This window comes from Pelagirhabdus alkalitolerans (assembly GCF_900096905.1).
Taxonomy (GTDB): domain Bacteria; phylum Bacillota; class Bacilli; order Bacillales; family Amphibacillaceae; genus Pelagirhabdus; species Pelagirhabdus alkalitolerans.
In genome coordinates, this window is the sequence record NZ_FMYI01000010.1 from 37,965 (window position 1) to 54,053 (window position 16,089).

At 40.0% G+C, this 16,089-nt stretch carries 25 protein-coding genes; 2 read left to right on the plus strand and 23 right to left on the minus strand.

Annotated features, from left to right (window positions below):
* Positions 1–3: 3 nt before the first annotated feature.
* The 18 genes from rplR to rpsJ all read right to left on the minus strand — a co-directional run bounded on the left by rplR (position 4) and on the right by rpsJ (position 8,063).
* Entirely contained in the window at positions 4–366 is a 363-nt protein-coding gene (gene rplR, locus BLR62_RS10725) for a 50S ribosomal protein L18 (RefSeq protein ID WP_090796782.1), read from the minus strand.
* 60 nt (positions 367–426) lie between these two features.
* A complete protein-coding gene (rplF, locus tag BLR62_RS10730) occupies positions 427–963 on the minus strand; it encodes a 50S ribosomal protein L6 (RefSeq protein ID WP_090796785.1) in 537 nt (178 codons plus the stop codon).
* Positions 964–996: 33 nt separating this feature from the next.
* A complete protein-coding gene (rpsH, locus tag BLR62_RS10735) occupies positions 997–1,395 on the minus strand; it encodes a 30S ribosomal protein S8 (RefSeq protein ID WP_090796787.1) in 399 nt (132 codons plus the stop codon).
* A gap of 31 nt (positions 1,396–1,426) precedes the next feature.
* Positions 1,427–1,612 carry a 30S ribosomal protein S14 gene (gene rpsN, locus BLR62_RS10740; protein WP_090796789.1) on the minus strand — a complete coding sequence of 62 codons (186 nt, stop codon included), beginning with the start codon at positions 1,610–1,612 and terminating at the stop codon, positions 1,427–1,429.
* 30 nt (positions 1,613–1,642) lie between these two features.
* The gene (rplE, locus tag BLR62_RS10745; protein ID WP_090796792.1) at positions 1,643–2,182 is read right to left on the minus strand and encodes a 50S ribosomal protein L5; all 540 of its coding nucleotides are present in this window, start codon (positions 2,180–2,182) and stop codon (positions 1,643–1,645) included.
* A 26-nt stretch (positions 2,183–2,208) separates the two neighbouring features.
* The gene (gene rplX / locus BLR62_RS10750; protein ID WP_090796794.1) at positions 2,209–2,520 is read right to left on the minus strand and encodes a 50S ribosomal protein L24; all 312 of its coding nucleotides are present in this window, start codon (positions 2,518–2,520) and stop codon (positions 2,209–2,211) included.
* Positions 2,521–2,590: 70 nt separating this feature from the next.
* Positions 2,591–2,959, minus strand: a complete 369-nt coding sequence (rplN, locus tag BLR62_RS10755) for a 50S ribosomal protein L14 (protein WP_090796796.1) — start codon at positions 2,957–2,959, stop codon at positions 2,591–2,593.
* A gap of 55 nt (positions 2,960–3,014) precedes the next feature.
* On the minus strand, positions 3,015–3,278 hold the full coding sequence (gene rpsQ / locus BLR62_RS10760) for a 30S ribosomal protein S17 (RefSeq protein ID WP_090796799.1): 264 nt from the start codon (positions 3,276–3,278) through the stop codon (positions 3,015–3,017).
* Positions 3,279–3,304: 26 nt separating this feature from the next.
* Positions 3,305–3,505: a 50S ribosomal protein L29 gene (gene rpmC, locus BLR62_RS10765; protein ID WP_018934219.1), complete on the minus strand. Its 201-nt coding sequence runs from the start codon at positions 3,503–3,505 to the stop codon at positions 3,305–3,307.
* Positions 3,495–3,929 carry a 50S ribosomal protein L16 gene (gene rplP / locus BLR62_RS10770; RefSeq protein WP_090796801.1) on the minus strand — a complete coding sequence of 145 codons (435 nt, stop codon included), beginning with the start codon at positions 3,927–3,929 and terminating at the stop codon, positions 3,495–3,497. The genes rpmC and rplP overlap by 11 nt, the downstream gene beginning before the upstream one ends.
* Positions 3,930–3,947: 18 nt before the next feature.
* A complete protein-coding gene (gene rpsC, locus BLR62_RS10775; RefSeq protein ID WP_090796803.1) occupies positions 3,948–4,592 on the minus strand; it encodes a 30S ribosomal protein S3 in 645 nt (214 codons plus the stop codon).
* A 3-nt stretch (positions 4,593–4,595) separates the two neighbouring features.
* Positions 4,596–4,937 (minus strand): 50S ribosomal protein L22, encoded by a 342-nt coding sequence (gene rplV, locus BLR62_RS10780; RefSeq protein WP_090796807.1) that lies wholly within the window; start codon positions 4,935–4,937, stop codon positions 4,596–4,598.
* 20 nt (positions 4,938–4,957) lie between these two features.
* Positions 4,958–5,236, minus strand: coding sequence for a 30S ribosomal protein S19 (rpsS, locus tag BLR62_RS10785; protein ID WP_090796808.1), 279 nt, complete (start codon positions 5,234–5,236; stop codon positions 4,958–4,960).
* Between the two features lie 60 nt (positions 5,237–5,296).
* Entirely contained in the window at positions 5,297–6,127 is an 831-nt protein-coding gene (gene rplB / locus BLR62_RS10790; protein WP_090796811.1) for a 50S ribosomal protein L2, read from the minus strand.
* 26 nt (positions 6,128–6,153) lie between these two features.
* Positions 6,154–6,447: a 50S ribosomal protein L23 gene (gene rplW / locus BLR62_RS10795; RefSeq protein ID WP_090796812.1), complete on the minus strand. Its 294-nt coding sequence runs from the start codon at positions 6,445–6,447 to the stop codon at positions 6,154–6,156.
* The gene (rplD, locus tag BLR62_RS10800) at positions 6,447–7,070 is read right to left on the minus strand and encodes a 50S ribosomal protein L4 (protein ID WP_090796815.1); all 624 of its coding nucleotides are present in this window, start codon (positions 7,068–7,070) and stop codon (positions 6,447–6,449) included. Before rplD ends, rplW begins: the two co-directional genes overlap by 1 nt.
* A 26-nt stretch (positions 7,071–7,096) precedes the next feature.
* Positions 7,097–7,726, minus strand: coding sequence for a 50S ribosomal protein L3 (rplC, locus tag BLR62_RS10805; protein ID WP_090796818.1), 630 nt, complete (start codon positions 7,724–7,726; stop codon positions 7,097–7,099).
* Positions 7,727–7,754: 28 nt separating this feature from the next.
* Positions 7,755–8,063 (minus strand): 30S ribosomal protein S10, encoded by a 309-nt coding sequence (rpsJ, locus tag BLR62_RS10810; protein ID WP_090796820.1) that lies wholly within the window; start codon positions 8,061–8,063, stop codon positions 7,755–7,757.
* Positions 8,064–8,347: 284 nt separating this feature from the next.
* Here rpsJ and BLR62_RS10815 point away from each other — a divergent pair, with 284 nt between their 5' ends.
* Together BLR62_RS10815 and BLR62_RS10820 are read left to right on the plus strand one after the other, a co-directional pair.
* Positions 8,348–10,057 (plus strand): methyl-accepting chemotaxis protein, encoded by a 1,710-nt coding sequence (locus BLR62_RS10815; RefSeq protein ID WP_090796822.1) that lies wholly within the window; start codon positions 8,348–8,350, stop codon positions 10,055–10,057.
* A gap of 12 nt (positions 10,058–10,069) precedes the next feature.
* Positions 10,070–11,101, plus strand: coding sequence for a sugar ABC transporter substrate-binding protein (locus BLR62_RS10820; protein ID WP_245719457.1), 1,032 nt, complete (start codon positions 10,070–10,072; stop codon positions 11,099–11,101).
* A 67-nt stretch (positions 11,102–11,168) separates the two neighbouring features.
* Here the strand turns inward: BLR62_RS10820 and tuf are convergent, their stop codons facing one another.
* The 5 genes from tuf to BLR62_RS10845 all read right to left on the minus strand — a co-directional run bounded on the left by tuf (position 11,169) and on the right by BLR62_RS10845 (position 16,006).
* Positions 11,169–12,359 carry an elongation factor Tu gene (gene tuf / locus BLR62_RS10825; RefSeq protein WP_090796825.1) on the minus strand — a complete coding sequence of 397 codons (1,191 nt, stop codon included), beginning with the start codon at positions 12,357–12,359 and terminating at the stop codon, positions 11,169–11,171.
* A gap of 117 nt (positions 12,360–12,476) precedes the next feature.
* A complete protein-coding gene (gene fusA / locus BLR62_RS10830) occupies positions 12,477–14,555 on the minus strand; it encodes an elongation factor G (RefSeq protein ID WP_090796826.1) in 2,079 nt (692 codons plus the stop codon).
* Between the two features lie 177 nt (positions 14,556–14,732).
* Positions 14,733–15,203 carry a 30S ribosomal protein S7 gene (gene rpsG, locus BLR62_RS10835; RefSeq protein WP_090796829.1) on the minus strand — a complete coding sequence of 157 codons (471 nt, stop codon included), beginning with the start codon at positions 15,201–15,203 and terminating at the stop codon, positions 14,733–14,735.
* 35 nt (positions 15,204–15,238) lie between these two features.
* On the minus strand, positions 15,239–15,655 hold the full coding sequence (gene rpsL / locus BLR62_RS10840; RefSeq protein ID WP_090796831.1) for a 30S ribosomal protein S12: 417 nt from the start codon (positions 15,653–15,655) through the stop codon (positions 15,239–15,241).
* 99 nt (positions 15,656–15,754) lie between these two features.
* Positions 15,755–16,006, minus strand: a complete 252-nt coding sequence (locus BLR62_RS10845) for a ribosomal L7Ae/L30e/S12e/Gadd45 family protein (protein WP_090796833.1) — start codon at positions 16,004–16,006, stop codon at positions 15,755–15,757.
* Between the last annotated feature and the right edge of the window lie 83 nt (positions 16,007–16,089).

The following is a 16,089-nucleotide window of genomic DNA, read 5'->3' on the forward strand; positions in this document are numbered from 1 at the left end:
CGATTAAAATTCTAGGCCTGCCTCGCGGGCAGCGTCTGCTAGTGCTTGAACACGTCCGTGGTATAAATAGCCTCCACGATCAAATACAACGTTTTTGTGGCCTTTATCTAAAGCACGTTTTGCGATTAATTCTCCAACGCTTTTGCTTGCTTCAACGTTTCCAGTCGCTTCACCCTTGAAGTCATTGTCAACTGTTGATGCACTAGCAAGCGTTACACCATTTACATCATCAATTAATTGTGCGTAAATGTGTTTATTTGAACGGAATACGTTTAGACGTGGGCGCTCTTCAGTTCCGAAAAGGTTCTTACGTACACGCATATGTCGTTTCTTACGTACCACGTTTTTGTCTGCTTTTGTGATCATCTAGGTCACTCCTTTCTGCTCGGTAACTAACCTAACTTTGGCATAAAAGGTTAACATGCTTTATTTAGCTGTTTTTCCTTCTTTTTGGCGAACATATTCACCTTCAAAACGAATACCTTTTCCTTTATAAGGTTCAGGTGTACGGATTGATCGAATGTTAGCTGCTAACGCGCCAACTAATTCTTTATCAATACCTTTAACAACAATTTTTGTGTTTGATGGTACTTCAAACTCAATACCTTCTGGTTGTTCCATTTCAACTGGGTGTGAATAACCTGCGTTTACAACAAGTTTAGTTCCTTGTTTTTGGGCACGGTAACCAACACCTTGGATTTCAAGTGATTTCTCGAATCCTTTATGGACACCTTCAACCATGTTTGCAATTAAGCTACGTGTTGTACCATGTAATGATTTGTGTAATTTGCTTTCTGACGGTCTTACAACCGTTAATTCATTACCATCGATGTTGATTGTCATATCTTCATGAAGTTGACGAGCAAGTTCACCTTTTGGACCTTTAACCGTCACAAAATTGTTTTCGTTCTTGATCTCGACACCTTCAGGGATTTCGATAACTTTAAGACCTATACGAGACATCTGTATGGCACCTCCTATCTTAGTTAAAATTAATTACCAAACGTATGCTAGAATCTCGCCACCAATTTTTTGTTCGCGAGCTTCTTTATCCGATAGAATTCCTTTAGAAGTTGAAACGACTGCAATACCTAAGCCATTAAGTACACGAGGAATCTCGTCTGCTTTAGCATAAACACGAAGTCCAGGTTTACTGATACGCTTCAATCCTGTAATGACACGCTCGTTGTCTGTACCATATTTTAAGAAAATACGTAGTACACCTTGTTTATTATCTTTAACGAATTCGTAATCACGTACAAAGCCCTCACGTTTTAGAATGTCTGCAATCTCTTTTTTAACTGTTGACGCAGGAAGCTCAAGCTTCTCATGACGAACTGAGTTTGCGTTACGAATACGCGTTAACATATCTGCAATTGGATCTGACATAACCATTAAATATTACCTCCTTCCCTTAATTAGGGGTTTACCAGCTTGCTTTTTTGACACCAGGAATTTGACCTTTGTAGGCAAGTTCACGGAAACAAATACGGCAAAGTTTGAATTTACGCATTACTGAATGCGGACGACCACAACGTTCACAACGAGTATACTCTTGTACCTTGTGTTTAGGTGTACGTTGTTGCTTTGCAACCATTGATTTTTTAGCCACTATATTCCCTCCTTGTATTAGCAGTCTCGCTTATTTTTGGAAAGGCATGCCAAGTTGAGTTAACAATTCACGCGCTTCTTCGTCACTGTTAGCTGTTGTAACAATTACGATGTCCAACCCACGAATTTTACTCACTTTGTCATAATTAATTTCTGGGAAAATCAATTGTTCTTTCACACCTAAAGTATAATTCCCACGTCCGTCAAATGCTTTCTTTGAAATACCACGGAAGTCACGTACACGTGGAAGTGATACATCAACAAGCTTTTGCAAGAATTCATACATACGCTCGCCTCGGAGTGTTACTTTTGCACCGATTGGCATACCTTCACGTAAACGGAAGCCTGCAATTGATTTTTTCGCTTTCGTAACAAGAGGTTGTTGACCTGTGATTAATGCGAGTTCTTCAACTGCATTATCAAGTGATTTAGTGTTTTGTACAGCATCACCAACACCCATGTTAACCACGATCTTTTCGATTTTTGGTACTTGCATTACTGAATCATAATTAAATTTTTCTACTAATGATGACACGATGTCATTTTGGTATTTATTCTTTAGTTCGTTCATCTGAGTAGCCCTCCTTTCGCCGCTAATTATTTATCTAACGCTTCACCGGATTTTTTAGCGATACGAACTTTCTTTCCATCACGTACTTCATATCCCACACGAGTTGGCTCGTTTGATTTCGGATCAATCGGTAATACATTAGAAACATGGATTGGCGCTTCTTGTTCAAGAATTCCGCCTTGTGGATTATCTTGTGAAGGTTTTTGGTGTTTTTTAACGATGTTTACACCTTCAACAAGGATACGATCTTTCTTTGGGAATGCTTGGAGGATTACTCCTTCTTTCCCTTTATCTTTACCAGATAAAATTTTGACTTTGTCACCTTTTTTTACATGCATGCTTGACGCACCTCCTTACAAGGCTTTTCATTGAAACGAATTTTTGGTTTTAAACAACCGGGTTTAAAACTTATAGTACCTCTGGAGCTAATGAAACGATCTTCATATATTTCGCATCACGTAATTCACGTGCTACAGGGCCAAAGATACGTGTACCTCTTGGGCTTTTATCGTCACGAATAATAACTGCTGCATTTTCATCGAAACGAATATAAGAACCATCTTTACGACGAGCACCAGATTTTGTACGTACGATAACAGCTTTCACAACTTCACCTTTTTTGACAACGCCACCAGGTGTTGCTTCTTTCACTGAACATACGATAACATCACCGATGTTCGCAGTTTTACGCCCGCTTCCACCTAAAACTTTGATCGTTTGGACTTCACGCGCGCCTGAGTTATCTGCAACTTTCAAACGACTCTCTTGCTGAATCATACTGTTGTTACCTCCCTTCGGAATCAATCCGAGCGAACTTTATACTATTGATTGTTTAGATAATAACTGCTTCTTCCACGACTTCAACAAGACGGAAACGTTTTGTTGATGATAGTGGACGAGTTTCCATAATTGATACAACGTCACCCATTTTAGCTTGGTTGTTTTCATCATGCGCTTTAAATTTCTTAGAATATTTAACACGCTTGCCATATAATGAGTGGAATTTATAAGTTTCTACTAATACTGTGATCGTTTTGTCCATTTTGTCAGATACAACACGACCTGTGTAAACTTTACGATTATTACGCTCAGTCATTTGAGGCTAACCTCCTCTCAGGTTTACTAGTTATTTACGCTAAGCTCTCTTTCACGGACAACAGTTTTCATACGAGCAATTGATTTACGAACTTCACGAAGACGTGCAGTGTTTTCCAATTGACCAGTAGCTAACTGAAAACGCAAGTTGAAAAGCTCTTCTTTTAACGATTTGATTTTTTGTTCAATTTCGGCAGTGGTTAGTTCTCTGATTTCATTAGCCTTCATTGATTTCACCACCAATTTCTTCACGTTTTACGAATTTAGTTTTGATTGGAAGTTTGTGGGCAGCAAGACGAAGTGCTTCACGAGCTACCTCTTCTTCTACACCTGCAACTTCAAATAGAATTTTTCCTGGTTTGACAACCGCGACCCAGCCTTCAGGAGCACCTTTACCAGAACCCATACGAACTTCTAGAGGTTTTTTAGTATAAGGTTTGTCTGGGAAGATTTTAATCCAAACTTTTCCTCCACGTTTCATGTAACGCGTCATTGCGATACGAGAAGACTCGATTTGACGGCTAGTGATCCATGCTGGTTCAACAGCTTGTAGACCGTATTCACCGAATGAAACTTCCGTTCCACCTTTTGCTTTACCTTTTAGATTTGCACGATGTTGCTTACGATGTTTAACACGTTTAGGCATTAACATTAATGTGTGCCCCCTTCCTTAATTATTATCGTTTTTTGTTGGAAGGACTTCTCCACGATAGATCCACACTTTTACACCTAGTTTACCGTAAGTTGTATCTGCTTCAGCAGTACCGAAGTCGATATCAGCACGTAGAGTGTGTAGTGGTACAGTTCCTTCACTATAACTTTCTGCACGAGCCATGTCAGCGCCACCTAGACGACCTGAAACTTGTGTACGGATACCTTTAGCACCTGCACGCATAGCACGTTGAATAACTTGTTTTTGCGCACGACGGAATGAAATACGTCCTTCTAATTGACGTGCGATATTGTCAGCAACTAATGTTGCATCAAGGTCTGCTTTTTTGATTTCCACAATGTTAATGTGTACTTTCTTGCCTGTTAATTTATTTAAAGATTTACGTAACGCTTCAACCTCAGAACCGCCTTTACCGATAACCATACCTGGCTTAGCAGTTGAAATTGAGATGTTGATGCGGTTCGCAGCACGTTCGATTTCTACTTTTGACACAGATGCATCTTTTAGACGATCTTCAATATATTCACGAACTTTGATATCTTCATGTAATAAGTCTGCATAATCTTTGCCAGCGTACCACTTTGATTCCCAGTCGCGGATAACGCCAACACGAAAGCCTATTGGATTAACTTTTTGACCCACAGATTATCCCTCCTTCTTTTCTGATACAGCCACCGTAATGTGACTTGTTCTTTTATTAATTGCACTAGCACTACCTTGTGCACGAGGGCGGAAACGTTTAAGTGTTACGCCTTCGTCTACGTATGCTTCAGATACGTAAAGGTTGTCTACATCCATATCATAATTGTGTTCTGCATTTGCAATAGCAGAATTTAATACTTTTTCTACTACTGGGCTTGCACCACGTTGTGTGTGTTTTAAAATTGCAATTGCTTCTCCAACATTTTTGCCTCGAATTAAATCAACGACTAAACGAACTTTACGAGGAGCAATTCTAACAGTTTTTGCAACAGATTTAGCTTGCATCAAGAGTGCCTCCTCTCCTATTAACGATTTGTTTTCTTGTCGTCGCCCGAGTGCCCTTTGAAAGTGCGCGTCGGTGCGAATTCACCTAGTTTGTGTCCAACCATGTCCTCTGTTACATAAACCGGAACATGTTTACGTCCATCATAAACTGCGATTGTATGCCCTACAAAGTTAGGGAAAATAGTAGAACGACGTGACCAAGATTTAATAACTTGCTTTTTGTCTGTCCCATTTAATTCTTCAACCTTTTTCATTAAATGGTCATCTACGAAAGGTCCCTTTTTTAAACTACGACCCATACATAAACCTCCCTTCGTGATTGTCAGACGGGTTATGATGCCCGTCGTTCAACCCCGTTGTTATTTTTTACGCTTACGTACGATATATTTATCTGATGGTTTGTTACGCTTACGCGTAATTTTACCAAGTGTTGGTTTGCCCCATGGTGACATTGGTGATTTACGACCGATTGGTGCGCGTCCTTCACCACCACCGTGTGGGTGATCGTTAGGGTTCATAACAGAACCACGTACAGTTGGGCGAATGCCTTTCCAACGTGAACGACCTGCTTTACCGACACGAATTAATTCATTTTCTAAGTTACCTACTTGACCTACAGTAGCACGGCAAGTACTTAACACTAAACGCACTTCGCCTGAAGCCAATCGAACAAGTGAATACTTGCCTTCACGACCTAAGATTTGTGCTTGAGAACCTGCTGAACGAGCTAACTGTCCACCGCGGCCTGGTTTCAATTCAATGTTATGAATGATTGTACCGACTGGGATATCACCAAGTTCTAATGCATTTCCTAATTTAATATCTGCTTCTTTTCCAGAAACAATTTCCTGTCCTACTTTAATGCCTTTAGGCGCTAGAATATAACGCTTTTCACCATCTGCATAGTGAATAAGAGCAATGTTAGCAGTACGGTTTGGATCATACTCGATTGTAGCAACGCGACCTGGTATTCCATCTTTGTCACGTCTGAAATCGATGACACGGTAATGGCGCTTATGTCCACCGCCATGATGACGAACTGTTAATTTACCTTGGTTATTACGACCGCCACGTTTTGATAATGGTTGTAGAAGTGATCTCTCAGGTGTCTGCGTTGTGATTTCACTAAAGTCAGAACCTGACATATGACGTCTACCATTCGTGGTTGCTTTATACTTTTTAATCGCCATCTTTTTCCCTCCTTTTTAAAATTCTTTTATTCTACACTCTCAAAGAAGTCTAGTTCTTTACTGTCTTCTGATAATTGAACGATAGCTTTTTTACGATCTGGACGGTAACCGCTATGACGACCCATACGCTTGAGTTTACCTTTTACAGTTGAAGTGTTAACATTAACAACTTTTACATCAAAGATCGTTTGAACTGCATTTTTAATTTCAGTTTTGTTCGCATCTTTTGATACTTCAAACGTATACTTTTTGTCAACCATTTGGTCGGCAGAGTGTTCCGTAATAATCGGGCGCTTAATAATATCACGTGGATCTTTCATTATGCAAGCACCTCCCCTGCTTTTTCAGCTGCATCTTTAGTAATGATGAGCTTGTCATGAGTAAGTAAATCAAGTACGTTGATTTGGCTTACTGGTAATACTTTCGTGTTTTCTAAGTTATTTGCACTTTTAGCAATCACTTCATCTTTTTCAGCTGTAACGATTAATGCTTTTTCATTAACGTTTAAAGCATCAAGTACATTGATAACCTCTTTTGTTTTAGGTTGGTCAATAGCTAAACCTTCTAATACAACTAACTGATCTTCTTTTACTTTAGAAGAAAGCGCTGATTGAAGTGCTAAACGACGAACCTTTTTCGGTAATTTATAGCTGTAGCTACGCGGTGTTGGACCGAATACAACGCCACCGCCTACCCATTGTGGTGAACGAGTTGAACCTTGACGGGCACGACCAGTACCTTTTTGGCGCCATGGTTTACGACCTCCGCCACGTACTTCTGAACGGTTTTTAACAGCGTGTGTACCTTGACGGCGTGATGCTTGTTGCATAACTACTGCGTCATGTAACACGTGTTCGTTTGGCTCGATACCAAACACGACATCGTTTAATTCTAAATCTCCTACTTGAGATCCACTTTGGTTAAATAGTGCTACTTTAGGCATGACATATCCTCCCTTCGAGTTAAAATTTAGTTAGCCTTGATGGCACCTGTGACTTTAACATATGATTTCTTAGAACCCGGAACGTTACCTTTGATTAAAAGCAAGTTGCGCTCTGCATCAACTTTAACGACTTCTAAGTTCTGAATAGTTTTCGTTTCGCTACCCATTTGACCTGGTAACTTTTTGCCTTTCATAACGCGCATTGGTTCCATTGGCCCCATTGAGCCTGAACCTCTGTGGTAATGTGAACCGTGGCTCATTGGTCCGCGAGATTGATTATGTCGCTTAATTGAACCTTGGAACCCTTTACCTTTTGATGTACCAGTTACATCAATTACGTCTCCAGCTTGGAATACCTCCACACTTAACTCTTGACCTACTTCATAATCGTCAAGGTTAACGTTACGGAATTCACGAATGTAGCGCTTAGGGTTAGTGCTCGCTTTTGCAGCATGCCCTTTCGCTGGTTTGTTTGCGTTGTTTGCTTTTTGATCTGCAAACCCAACTTGAATAGCTTCATAGCCGTCGTTTTCTAATGTTCTTTTTTGTAGAACCACGTTTGGTTCAGCTTGAACAACTGTTACAGGGATTAATTCGCCTGATTCTGTAAAAATCTGTGTCATGCCGACTTTACGACCTAAGATTCCTTTCGTCATCCGTTACACCTCCTAGTAATTTCAAAAATTATAGTTTAATTTCAATATCTACACCTGATGGTAAATCAAGACGCATTAGCGCATCAACTGTTTGTGGTGTAGGACTTACGATATCAATAAGACGCTTATGTGTACGCATTTCAAACTGCTCACGTGCATCTTTATATTTGTGTACCGCACGCAATACTGTATAAACTGATCTTTCAGTCGGTAATGGGATTGGACCCGATACACCTGCTCCTGAACGTTTTGCAGTACTTACGATTTTTTCAGCTGATTGATCTAAAATACGGTGATCATACGCCTTCAAACGAATTCTGATTTTTTCTTTTGCCATTGTTTTCCCTCCTTCTCGCCCATTTTTATAATAGACATTCTCCGCGGAAATTTCTTTAGCCACCTCGCCCATGGCAAAGGCGCCGGGTGTGCCAACAACCTTCCGCATCATCGCCTTAAATGACCAACATTTCATATTATATATAAATGAACGCTAGAATGCAAGGCATATCAACAAAAACATAAAAATTTTTTAGAGATTTTTGGTGTGGCGCTTACATTTTTTAAGTTATGAGTTTTTGTACCGATAAACCCTTGGTAAGTACATTTTAGGGGGGGACATATATGACGTCTTTTAATTTTTTGAGAAGACAATCGATTGGTAAGCAATACGGGGTTGTCTTTTCGATCGTCATGTTATTTTTTATTTCGTCTGTCATCGCAACTTATTTTCTATTAGATCAAACGAGCGATGCAGTAGCAGAAACTGAGAGCACCAACGACATTGTTGTTGAAGTGAATCAGTTAATGAGTATTTATCAGGAAAAATATGCTTTTATTCCTGAATACATTATCGATGAAGATGAAGGAAGGTTATTGGATTATTTAGCATTGAGCTCAGAATTCACTGAACAAGCAAAACGTGTTCGGGAATTACTCACTGTGGATGATCACATCGATACCGTCCATCACATTATTGATAACAATCATCGCTTAGATGAATATTATTTTAGTGATGTTGTGCCAAACGTTCAGCAAATCAATACTGACATTTTCACATCTCTACAACAAGATGTAAGTGAACTTAGAGATGAAACATTGAACCAGGGAGATATTCTCATCAATGGTGCAACAACAACAAACCGACGTTCTATTGAAGGCGCACAACAATTTATTAATACAACTGTTGGGACGTTGATCGGTTCAATTGTGATCTCGCTTATTCTATCCATTCTTCTAGTCTTTTGGATTAGTCGCCGCATTCGGCTACAACTGGGTGAAGTGGTGGCAACTTCAGACCACATTGCAAACGGGCAATTAGATACAGACGATTTATCATCAGATGCGAGTTTAGAAATTTACTCTTTATCGAATTCGATCAATCGAATGAAAACGAATTTGAAAGACATACTTGGGGAAGTAAGCCATGTAGCAGACACCGTTTCAAATCAAGGACAAACATTTGTGACGATTTCAAATGATGTTGCATCTGGAAGCGAACAAGTTGCTTCTACTATAGAAGAATTAGCAAATGGTGCAACAAGCCAAGCAGATGAAGCAAGTGCTATATCTGAAAAAACAAAAGACTTTAATGAAAGAATTCAATCAGCACAAGCAAACAGTAATGAACTCGTTCATACATCAGAGAGTGTACTTCAAACGTCTGATGACGGTTATGAAAAGATGAATCACTCATTACAACAAATGAACACCATCACTAAGACAGTGGAGGAATCTGTTGAAAATATTTCACGTCTAGAAAAAGACACACAAGAGATTGGCAAGTTTGTTGAAATCATCACTGGTATTGCAGAGCAAACAAACTTACTTGCCCTAAATGCTTCAATTGAAGCTGCTAGAGCTGGAGAATCTGGAAAAGGATTCGCCGTTGTTGCTGAAGAAGTAAGGAAGCTTGCAGAAGAAGTACATCAAGCGTCTGATTCTATTACATCGATTGTTCAACAAATTCAATCGAATACAAACACAATGGTTAAAGACCTAGAAATTAGTTTTGAAGAAGTGAATAAAGGACGTGATCAAATGGACGCGTCAAGTCAACAATTCGATACCATTCGTCAAAACATCCATTCAATGTCAGAAAAAATTGATAGTATCTCAAGTGTGATTGATCACTTTGAGAAAGCGAGCGCTGATATTAATCAATCTGTAGAAAATATCGCTGCCATTTCAGAAGAATCCGCTGCAGGGGCAGAAGAAATCTCCGCATCGGCAATTGAGCAAAAAGAAACGATCGGTAAAGTATCATCTGGAGCTCATGAATTACAAACATCAATCGAAAAAATTGAAGGATTAATGAAGCGATTTTCATTATAGAGGAGGATCACATTGAGACGATTAATTAAACTGACGGCCTTAACCGTTATATCTATAATCATTCTAATCGGTTGCCAAGATACTGAAGAAACCTCAAATGAGGATAACTTAGATAAGCTGCAAGCAAACCAAGAACAACCGTATGTTGGTTTTGCTATGGATACCTTGCAAGATGAACGGTGGTACCGTGATAAGGAAAACTTTGAAACAGAAATTTTAGAACAGGGTGGTAATGTCAAAACACTTGCCGCAAATGGTAGCCAAGAGGTTCAAAACGAACAAGTCAGATTATTACTTGAAGAAGGCATCGACGTTTTAGTTTTAATTCCAGCTAACTCAGAAGAAGCAAGTGATGTTGTGGAAATGGCACATGCCGAAGATGTACCGGTGATTAGTTATGATCAACTTGTGATGCATGCGGAAGTGGATTATTATGTATCCTTTGATAATGTGCGTGTGGGAGAGTTAAAGGCTGAAGCTATCCTAGATATTGTTAATGAAGGACAATTCGCTTATGTCGGTGGTGCTGAACAAGATAATAATTCACATTTATTAAGAGAAGGAGCAATGAATATTTTACAACCTTATATTGATGATGGGGATATAGAATTAGTCTATGATGAATTTACAGAAGATTGGTCACCCGACGCAGCCCAAGAGAATATCGAAGCACTTTTAGAAGAAACGGATTTAGATGCAGTGGTTGCAGCCAACGATGGTACTGCTGGTGGTGCAATAAATGCACTAGGTGATCAAGCTTTTGACGTGCCAGTTAGTGGACAAGATGCTGAATTAGAGGCGATCAGACGAATTATAGAAGGCACTCAAACAATGACCGTTTATAAATCTTTAGAAGCTATCGCAGAGCGTTCTGCTCATGTTGCTATGCAACTGGCGAATAATGAAACGGTAGAAACAGATACAAGTGTTAATAACGAAGCAATTGATGTTCCGGCTATTTTGCTTGAACCAATACCAGTAGATAGCAGTAATTATGAAGATACTGTTATTGAAGAAGGACATATTGATGAATCCGATTTGTAAATGAATCGATATAAAGAAAAAGCTTCTGAGGATCATTAGGATCCTCAGAAGCTTTTTTATATCGCAATTATTTTTCAATAGTTGCTACGACGCCTGCACCTACAGTACGTCCACCTTCACGGATTGAGAATTTAGTACCTTCTTCAATCGCGATTGGTGAAATTAATTCAACAGTCATTTCAACGTTATCTCCAGGCATAACCATTTCTACGCCTTCTGGAAGTCTGATAACACCAGTTACGTCAGTTGTACGGAAGTAGAACTGAGGACGGTAGTTATCGAAGAATGGCGTGTGACGGCCACCTTCATCTTTAGATAGTACATAAACTTCTGCTTGGAAGTTCGTATGTGGCGTGATTGTACCCGGCTTAGCAAGTACTTGACCACGGTTGATGTCTTCACGAGATACACCACGTAAAAGTGCACCAATGTTGTCACCAGCTTCTGCATAATCAAGAAGCTTACGGAACATTTCAACACCTGTTACAGTTGTTTTGCTTGGTTCTTCAGCAAGACCGATGATATCAACTTCATCCCCAACTTTAACAACACCACGCTCAACACGTCCTGTTGCTACAGTACCACGACCAGTGATTGAGAATACGTCCTCAACTGGCATCATGAATGGTTTTTCAGTATCACGGTCTGGACGAGGGATATACTCATCAGTTGCTTCCATTAATTCAAGAATAGCATTTACATAAGTCTCGTCACCTTCAAGAGCTTTAAGTGCAGAACCTTTGATTACTGGTACGTCATCACCTGGGAAGTCGTACTCAGATAGTAGGTCACGTACTTCCATCTCTACTAATTCAAGAAGCTCTTCGTCGTCTACCATGTCACATTTGTTTAGGAATACAACAATTGCTGGTACACCAACTTGGCGTGAAAGTAGGATGTGCTCACGAGTTTGTGGCATTGGACCATCAGCTGCAGATACAACTAAGATCGCACCATCCATTTGCGCAGCACCTGTAATCATGTTTTTAACATAGTCAGCGTGTCCTGGGCAGTCAACGTGTGCATAGTGACGGTTTGCAGTTTCATACTCAACGTGTGCAGTTGAGATTGTGATACCACGTTCACGTTCTTCTGGCGCACCATCGATTTGATCGTAAGCCATTGCAGTACCACTTCCATCAGCGTTGTGAAGTACAGTAGTGATTGCAGCAGTTAAAGTAGTTTTACCATGGTCAACGTGTCCAATTGTACCAATGTTAACATGGTCTTTTGAGCGGTCGAATTTTTCTTTTGACATTCTATATTTCCTCCTTTAGATATATGAAAGTTATTTTATGACAAGCATTGCCCGCTTAGTTAGTGGCCTAACCAAGCTTACAATACAAGTTATACTTTAATTTTAGAAAAAAATCAATTATTCACCGACATTTTTCTTAACAATTTCTTCAGAAATACTCTTAGGTACTTCTTCATAGTGGTCAAATGTCATTGTGTATGCACCACGACCTTGCGTATTTGAACGCAATGCTGTTGCATAACCGAACATTTCAGAAAGTGGAACGAACGCATTAACAACCTGAGCTGGTCCACGTGCTTCCATACCTTCTACACGACCACGACGTGATGTAACATCACCCATGATATCACCCATATATTCTTCTGGGATGACAATTTCTACTTTCATCATTGGTTCAAGTAGAACTGGGCTACATTTGTTCTTTGCATTTTTAAGTGCCATTGACGCTGCAACCTTAAATGCTGTCTCATTCGAGTCAACATCGTGGTAGCTACCATCATAAAGTGTTGCTTTAACATCGATTAATGGGTAACCTGCAACGACACCGTTTTGCATCGATTCTTTAATACCTTGTTCAACTGAAGGGATGTATTCACGTGGAACAACACCACCGACAATTTTATTAACGAATTCAAAGCCAGCACCTTCTTCGTTTGGCTCAAATTTAACCCAAACATGACCGTACTGTCCGCGTCCACCTGATTGTCGAACGAATTTACCTTCAACTTCAGCAGACCCGCGGAATGTTTCACGGTAAGATACTTGTGGAGCACCTACGTTAGCATCAACTTTAAATTCACGTCTTAGACGGTCAACAATGATATCAAGGTGAAGTTCACCCATACCAGAGATAATTGTTTGACCTGTTTCAACGTTTGTTTCAGTCTTGAATGTTGGATCTTCCTCAGCTAGTTTACCTAAAGCAACTGACATTTTATCTTGGTCAGCTTTTGACTTAGGTTCAATCGCTACCGAAATAACGGGCTCTGGGAATTCCATTGATTCTAAGATAACAAGGCTCTTCTCATCACATAATGTATCACCAGTACCTGTGTCTTTAAGACCAACACCACCAGCAATATCACCTGCGAATACTTCAGAAACTTCTTCACGAGAGTTCGCGTGCATCTTGAGGATACGTCCTACACGTTCACGCTTATCTTTCGTTGAGTTTTTGACGTATGAACCTGATTTCAACGTACCAGAGTAAACTCGGAAGAAAGTAAGTTTCCCAACGAATGGGTCAGTTGCAACTTTAAAGGCTAATGCAGAGAATGGCTCATTATCATCAGCTTTACGTACAACTTCTTCTTCTGTTTGTGGAACGTGACCCTCGATTGGAGGGATATCAATTGGTGAAGGTAAGTAATCAACGACACCGTCGATTAGTAACTGAACACCTTTGTTTTTAAATGCTGAACCACAGAATACTGGGTAAAATTCTACACTTAGTGTAGCAGTACGAACCGCAGTACGTAATTCTTCATTTGAAATCTCTTCACCTTCTAAGTAGCGCATCATTAGATCTTCGTCTAATTCTGCTACTGACTCTACAAGACCAGCGCGTAATTCATCAGCTTTGTCTTTATACTCATCAGGAATCTCTGTTGCGTTGGCACGAGTACCAAGGTCATCCTCATAGAAGTAAGCTTTCATTTCAAGCAAGTCAATAATACCTTCAAAATCATCTTCAGCACCAATTGGGTATTGAACTGGGTGAGCATTCGCTCCAAGACGATCAGTCAACGTGCCGACTGAGTACATGAAGTCTGCACCCACTTTATCCATTTTGTTAACGAAGACAATACGTGGTACACCGTATGTTGTAGCTTGACGCCATACAGTTTCTGTTTGTGGTTCTACACCAGATTGTGCATCTAATACAGTAACCGCGCCATCTAATACACGTAACGAACGTTCAACTTCAACTGTGAAGTCTACGTGTCCGGGTGTATCGATAATGTTAATACGATGACCTTTCCATTCAGCCGTTGTCGCAGCAGACGTGATGGTAATACCACGCTCTTGCTCCTGATCCATCCAGTCCATTTGTGATGCACCTTCGTGCGTCTCACCTAATTTGTGGATACGACCTGTATAGAAAAGGATACGTTCAGTAGCCGTCGTTTTACCAGCATCAATGTGTGCCATGATACCGATATTACGTGTTTTCTCCAAGGAGAACTCTCTAGGCATATGTCTTTCTCCTTCCTCTTATCTTAAACTTGAGTATTGTTAGTTTTAGTTTGACTATCTCAACTAAAAGATAATCATTGTGGCAATAGATAAGCTTCATTGCCCAATGAGCGAGAAAATAAACACTTTAAAAAAAGCATAATTTTTACGAATCTTTGGACAATGGTACTTCCTATATTACCAACGGTAGTGAGCAAATGCTTTATTTGCTTCTGCCATTTTATGCAATTCTTCACGTTTCTTCACAGATGCACCTGTGTTGTTTGACGCATCTAAAATTTCATTTGCAAGACGTTCTTCCATCGTTTTCTCTCCACGTGAGCGAGAGTAGTTCACGATATAACGAAGTCCTAATGCCTGACGACGCTCTGGGCGCACCTCAACAGGTACTTGGTAGTTTGAACCACCTACACGACGCGCGCGTACCTCAAGTACTGGCATAACGTTTTTCATTGCTTGTTCGAATACATCAGCAGCCGGTTGACCACTGCGTTCTTGTACAAGTTCAAATGCTGCATAAAGAATTTTTTGTGCTTTACCTCTTTTACCATCAACCATGATTTGGTTGATTAAACGAGTTACTAACTTAGAGTTATATAACGGATCTGGTAAGACATCACGTTTTGTTACTGGACCTTTACGTGGCATAGTCTAACCTCCTTTCTTTAATTCAATCATTTCAATTATTTTTTCTTAGGACGTTTTGTTCCGTATTTTGAACGGCCTTGCATACGGCCTTCTACCCCTGCTGTATCTAACGCTCCACGAACAACATGGTAGCGCACACCTGGTAAGTCTTTAACACGACCACCACGAACTAATACAACACTGTGCTCTTGTAAGTTGTGACCAATTCCAGGGATATAAGCAGATACTTCGATACCATTTGTTAAACGAACACGAGCATACTTACGAAGAGCCGAGTTCGGTTTCTTTGGCGTTAATGTCCCAACACGTGTACATACACCACGTTTTTGTGGAGAGTTTTCGTCAGTCATTTTTTTCTTATAGCTGTTATAACCTTTATTTAATGCTGGTGAGTCAGATTTTGAAGTCTTGCTCACACGGCCTTTACGAACTAGTTGATTAATAGTTGGCATAACTTTTTTCCTCCCTTCATCACTTTTTGTAATCCCACACATCCAGGTGGTTCATTTATAAGCAAAAAACAAAGTCTTCATGGGTAGCCCATCAAAACTCTATTGCTTTATAGCGACGGTTGCAGTTCCAACATCAATCCCACTCGCTTTTCCAAGTTGATCCTTAGAATCAACGATGGTATGTGGTATCGATAAAGATTCTGCCAGTTGTAAAAGTTCATTCATAATCTCAGGATGGATGTCCTCAGCAATCATAATTTCTTTTACTTCACCATGCTTCATGGCTTTAACCGTTTGCTTTGTACCAATGATCAAATGATCTTTGTATTGCGTTACTTTTTCATAAGACATTTTCATATCCTCCAAAGTCGTCTGGTAACAGAAGCACCTTGAATATAGTACCACTCAAGCGTTGGGTTGTCAATGTAAAATCA

Excerpts from the sequence above, each read along its gene's own strand:
- rpsQ (WP_090796799.1), bottom strand. The coding sequence starts at position 3,278 with ATGACTGAGCGTAATAATCGTAAAGTTTACACAGGTCGTGTTGTATCT.
- fusA (WP_090796826.1), bottom strand. The coding sequence starts at position 14,555 with ATGCCTAGAGAGTTCTCCTTGGAGAAAACACGTAATATCGGTATCATG.
- BLR62_RS10815 (WP_090796822.1), top strand. The coding sequence starts at position 8,348 with ATGACGTCTTTTAATTTTTTGAGAAGACAATCGATTGGTAAGCAATAC.
- rplE (WP_090796792.1), bottom strand. The coding sequence starts at position 2,182 with ATGAACGAACTAAAGAATAAATACCAAAATGACATCGTGTCATCATTA.
- rplP (WP_090796801.1), bottom strand. The coding sequence starts at position 3,929 with ATGTTAATGCCTAAACGTGTTAAACATCGTAAGCAACATCGTGCAAAT.
- rpsJ (WP_090796820.1), bottom strand. The coding sequence starts at position 8,063 with ATGGCAAAAGAAAAAATCAGAATTCGTTTGAAGGCGTATGATCACCGT.
- rplW (WP_090796812.1), bottom strand. The coding sequence starts at position 6,447 with ATGAAAGATCCACGTGATATTATTAAGCGCCCGATTATTACGGAACAC.
- rpsL (WP_090796831.1), bottom strand. The coding sequence starts at position 15,655 with ATGCCAACTATTAATCAACTAGTTCGTAAAGGCCGTGTGAGCAAGACT.
- rplF (WP_090796785.1), bottom strand. The coding sequence starts at position 963 with ATGTCTCGTATAGGTCTTAAAGTTATCGAAATCCCTGAAGGTGTCGAG.
- rpmC (WP_018934219.1), bottom strand. The coding sequence starts at position 3,505 with ATGAAGGCTAATGAAATCAGAGAACTAACCACTGCCGAAATTGAACAA.
- tuf (WP_090796825.1), bottom strand. The coding sequence starts at position 12,359 with ATGTCAAAAGAAAAATTCGACCGCTCAAAAGACCATGTTAACATTGGT.
- rplB (WP_090796811.1), bottom strand. The coding sequence starts at position 6,127 with ATGGCGATTAAAAAGTATAAAGCAACCACGAATGGTAGACGTCATATG.
- BLR62_RS10845 (WP_090796833.1), bottom strand. The coding sequence starts at position 16,006 with ATGTCTTATGAAAAAGTAACGCAATACAAAGATCATTTGATCATTGGT.
- rplD (WP_090796815.1), bottom strand. The coding sequence starts at position 7,070 with ATGCCTAAAGTAGCACTATTTAACCAAAGTGGATCTCAAGTAGGAGAT.
- rplN (WP_090796796.1), bottom strand. The coding sequence starts at position 2,959 with ATGATTCAGCAAGAGAGTCGTTTGAAAGTTGCAGATAACTCAGGCGCG.
- rplX (WP_090796794.1), bottom strand. The coding sequence starts at position 2,520 with ATGCATGTAAAAAAAGGTGACAAAGTCAAAATTTTATCTGGTAAAGAT.
- rplV (WP_090796807.1), bottom strand. The coding sequence starts at position 4,937 with ATGCAAGCTAAATCTGTTGCAAAAACTGTTAGAATTGCTCCTCGTAAA.
- rplC (WP_090796818.1), bottom strand. The coding sequence starts at position 7,726 with ATGACGAAAGGAATCTTAGGTCGTAAAGTCGGCATGACACAGATTTTT.
- rpsS (WP_090796808.1), bottom strand. The coding sequence starts at position 5,236 with ATGGGTCGTAGTTTAAAAAAGGGACCTTTCGTAGATGACCATTTAATG.
- rpsG (WP_090796829.1), bottom strand. The coding sequence starts at position 15,203 with ATGCCACGTAAAGGTCCAGTAACAAAACGTGATGTCTTACCAGATCCG.
- rpsH (WP_090796787.1), bottom strand. The coding sequence starts at position 1,395 with ATGGTTATGTCAGATCCAATTGCAGATATGTTAACGCGTATTCGTAAC.
- rplR (WP_090796782.1), bottom strand. The coding sequence starts at position 366 with ATGATCACAAAAGCAGACAAAAACGTGGTACGTAAGAAACGACATATG.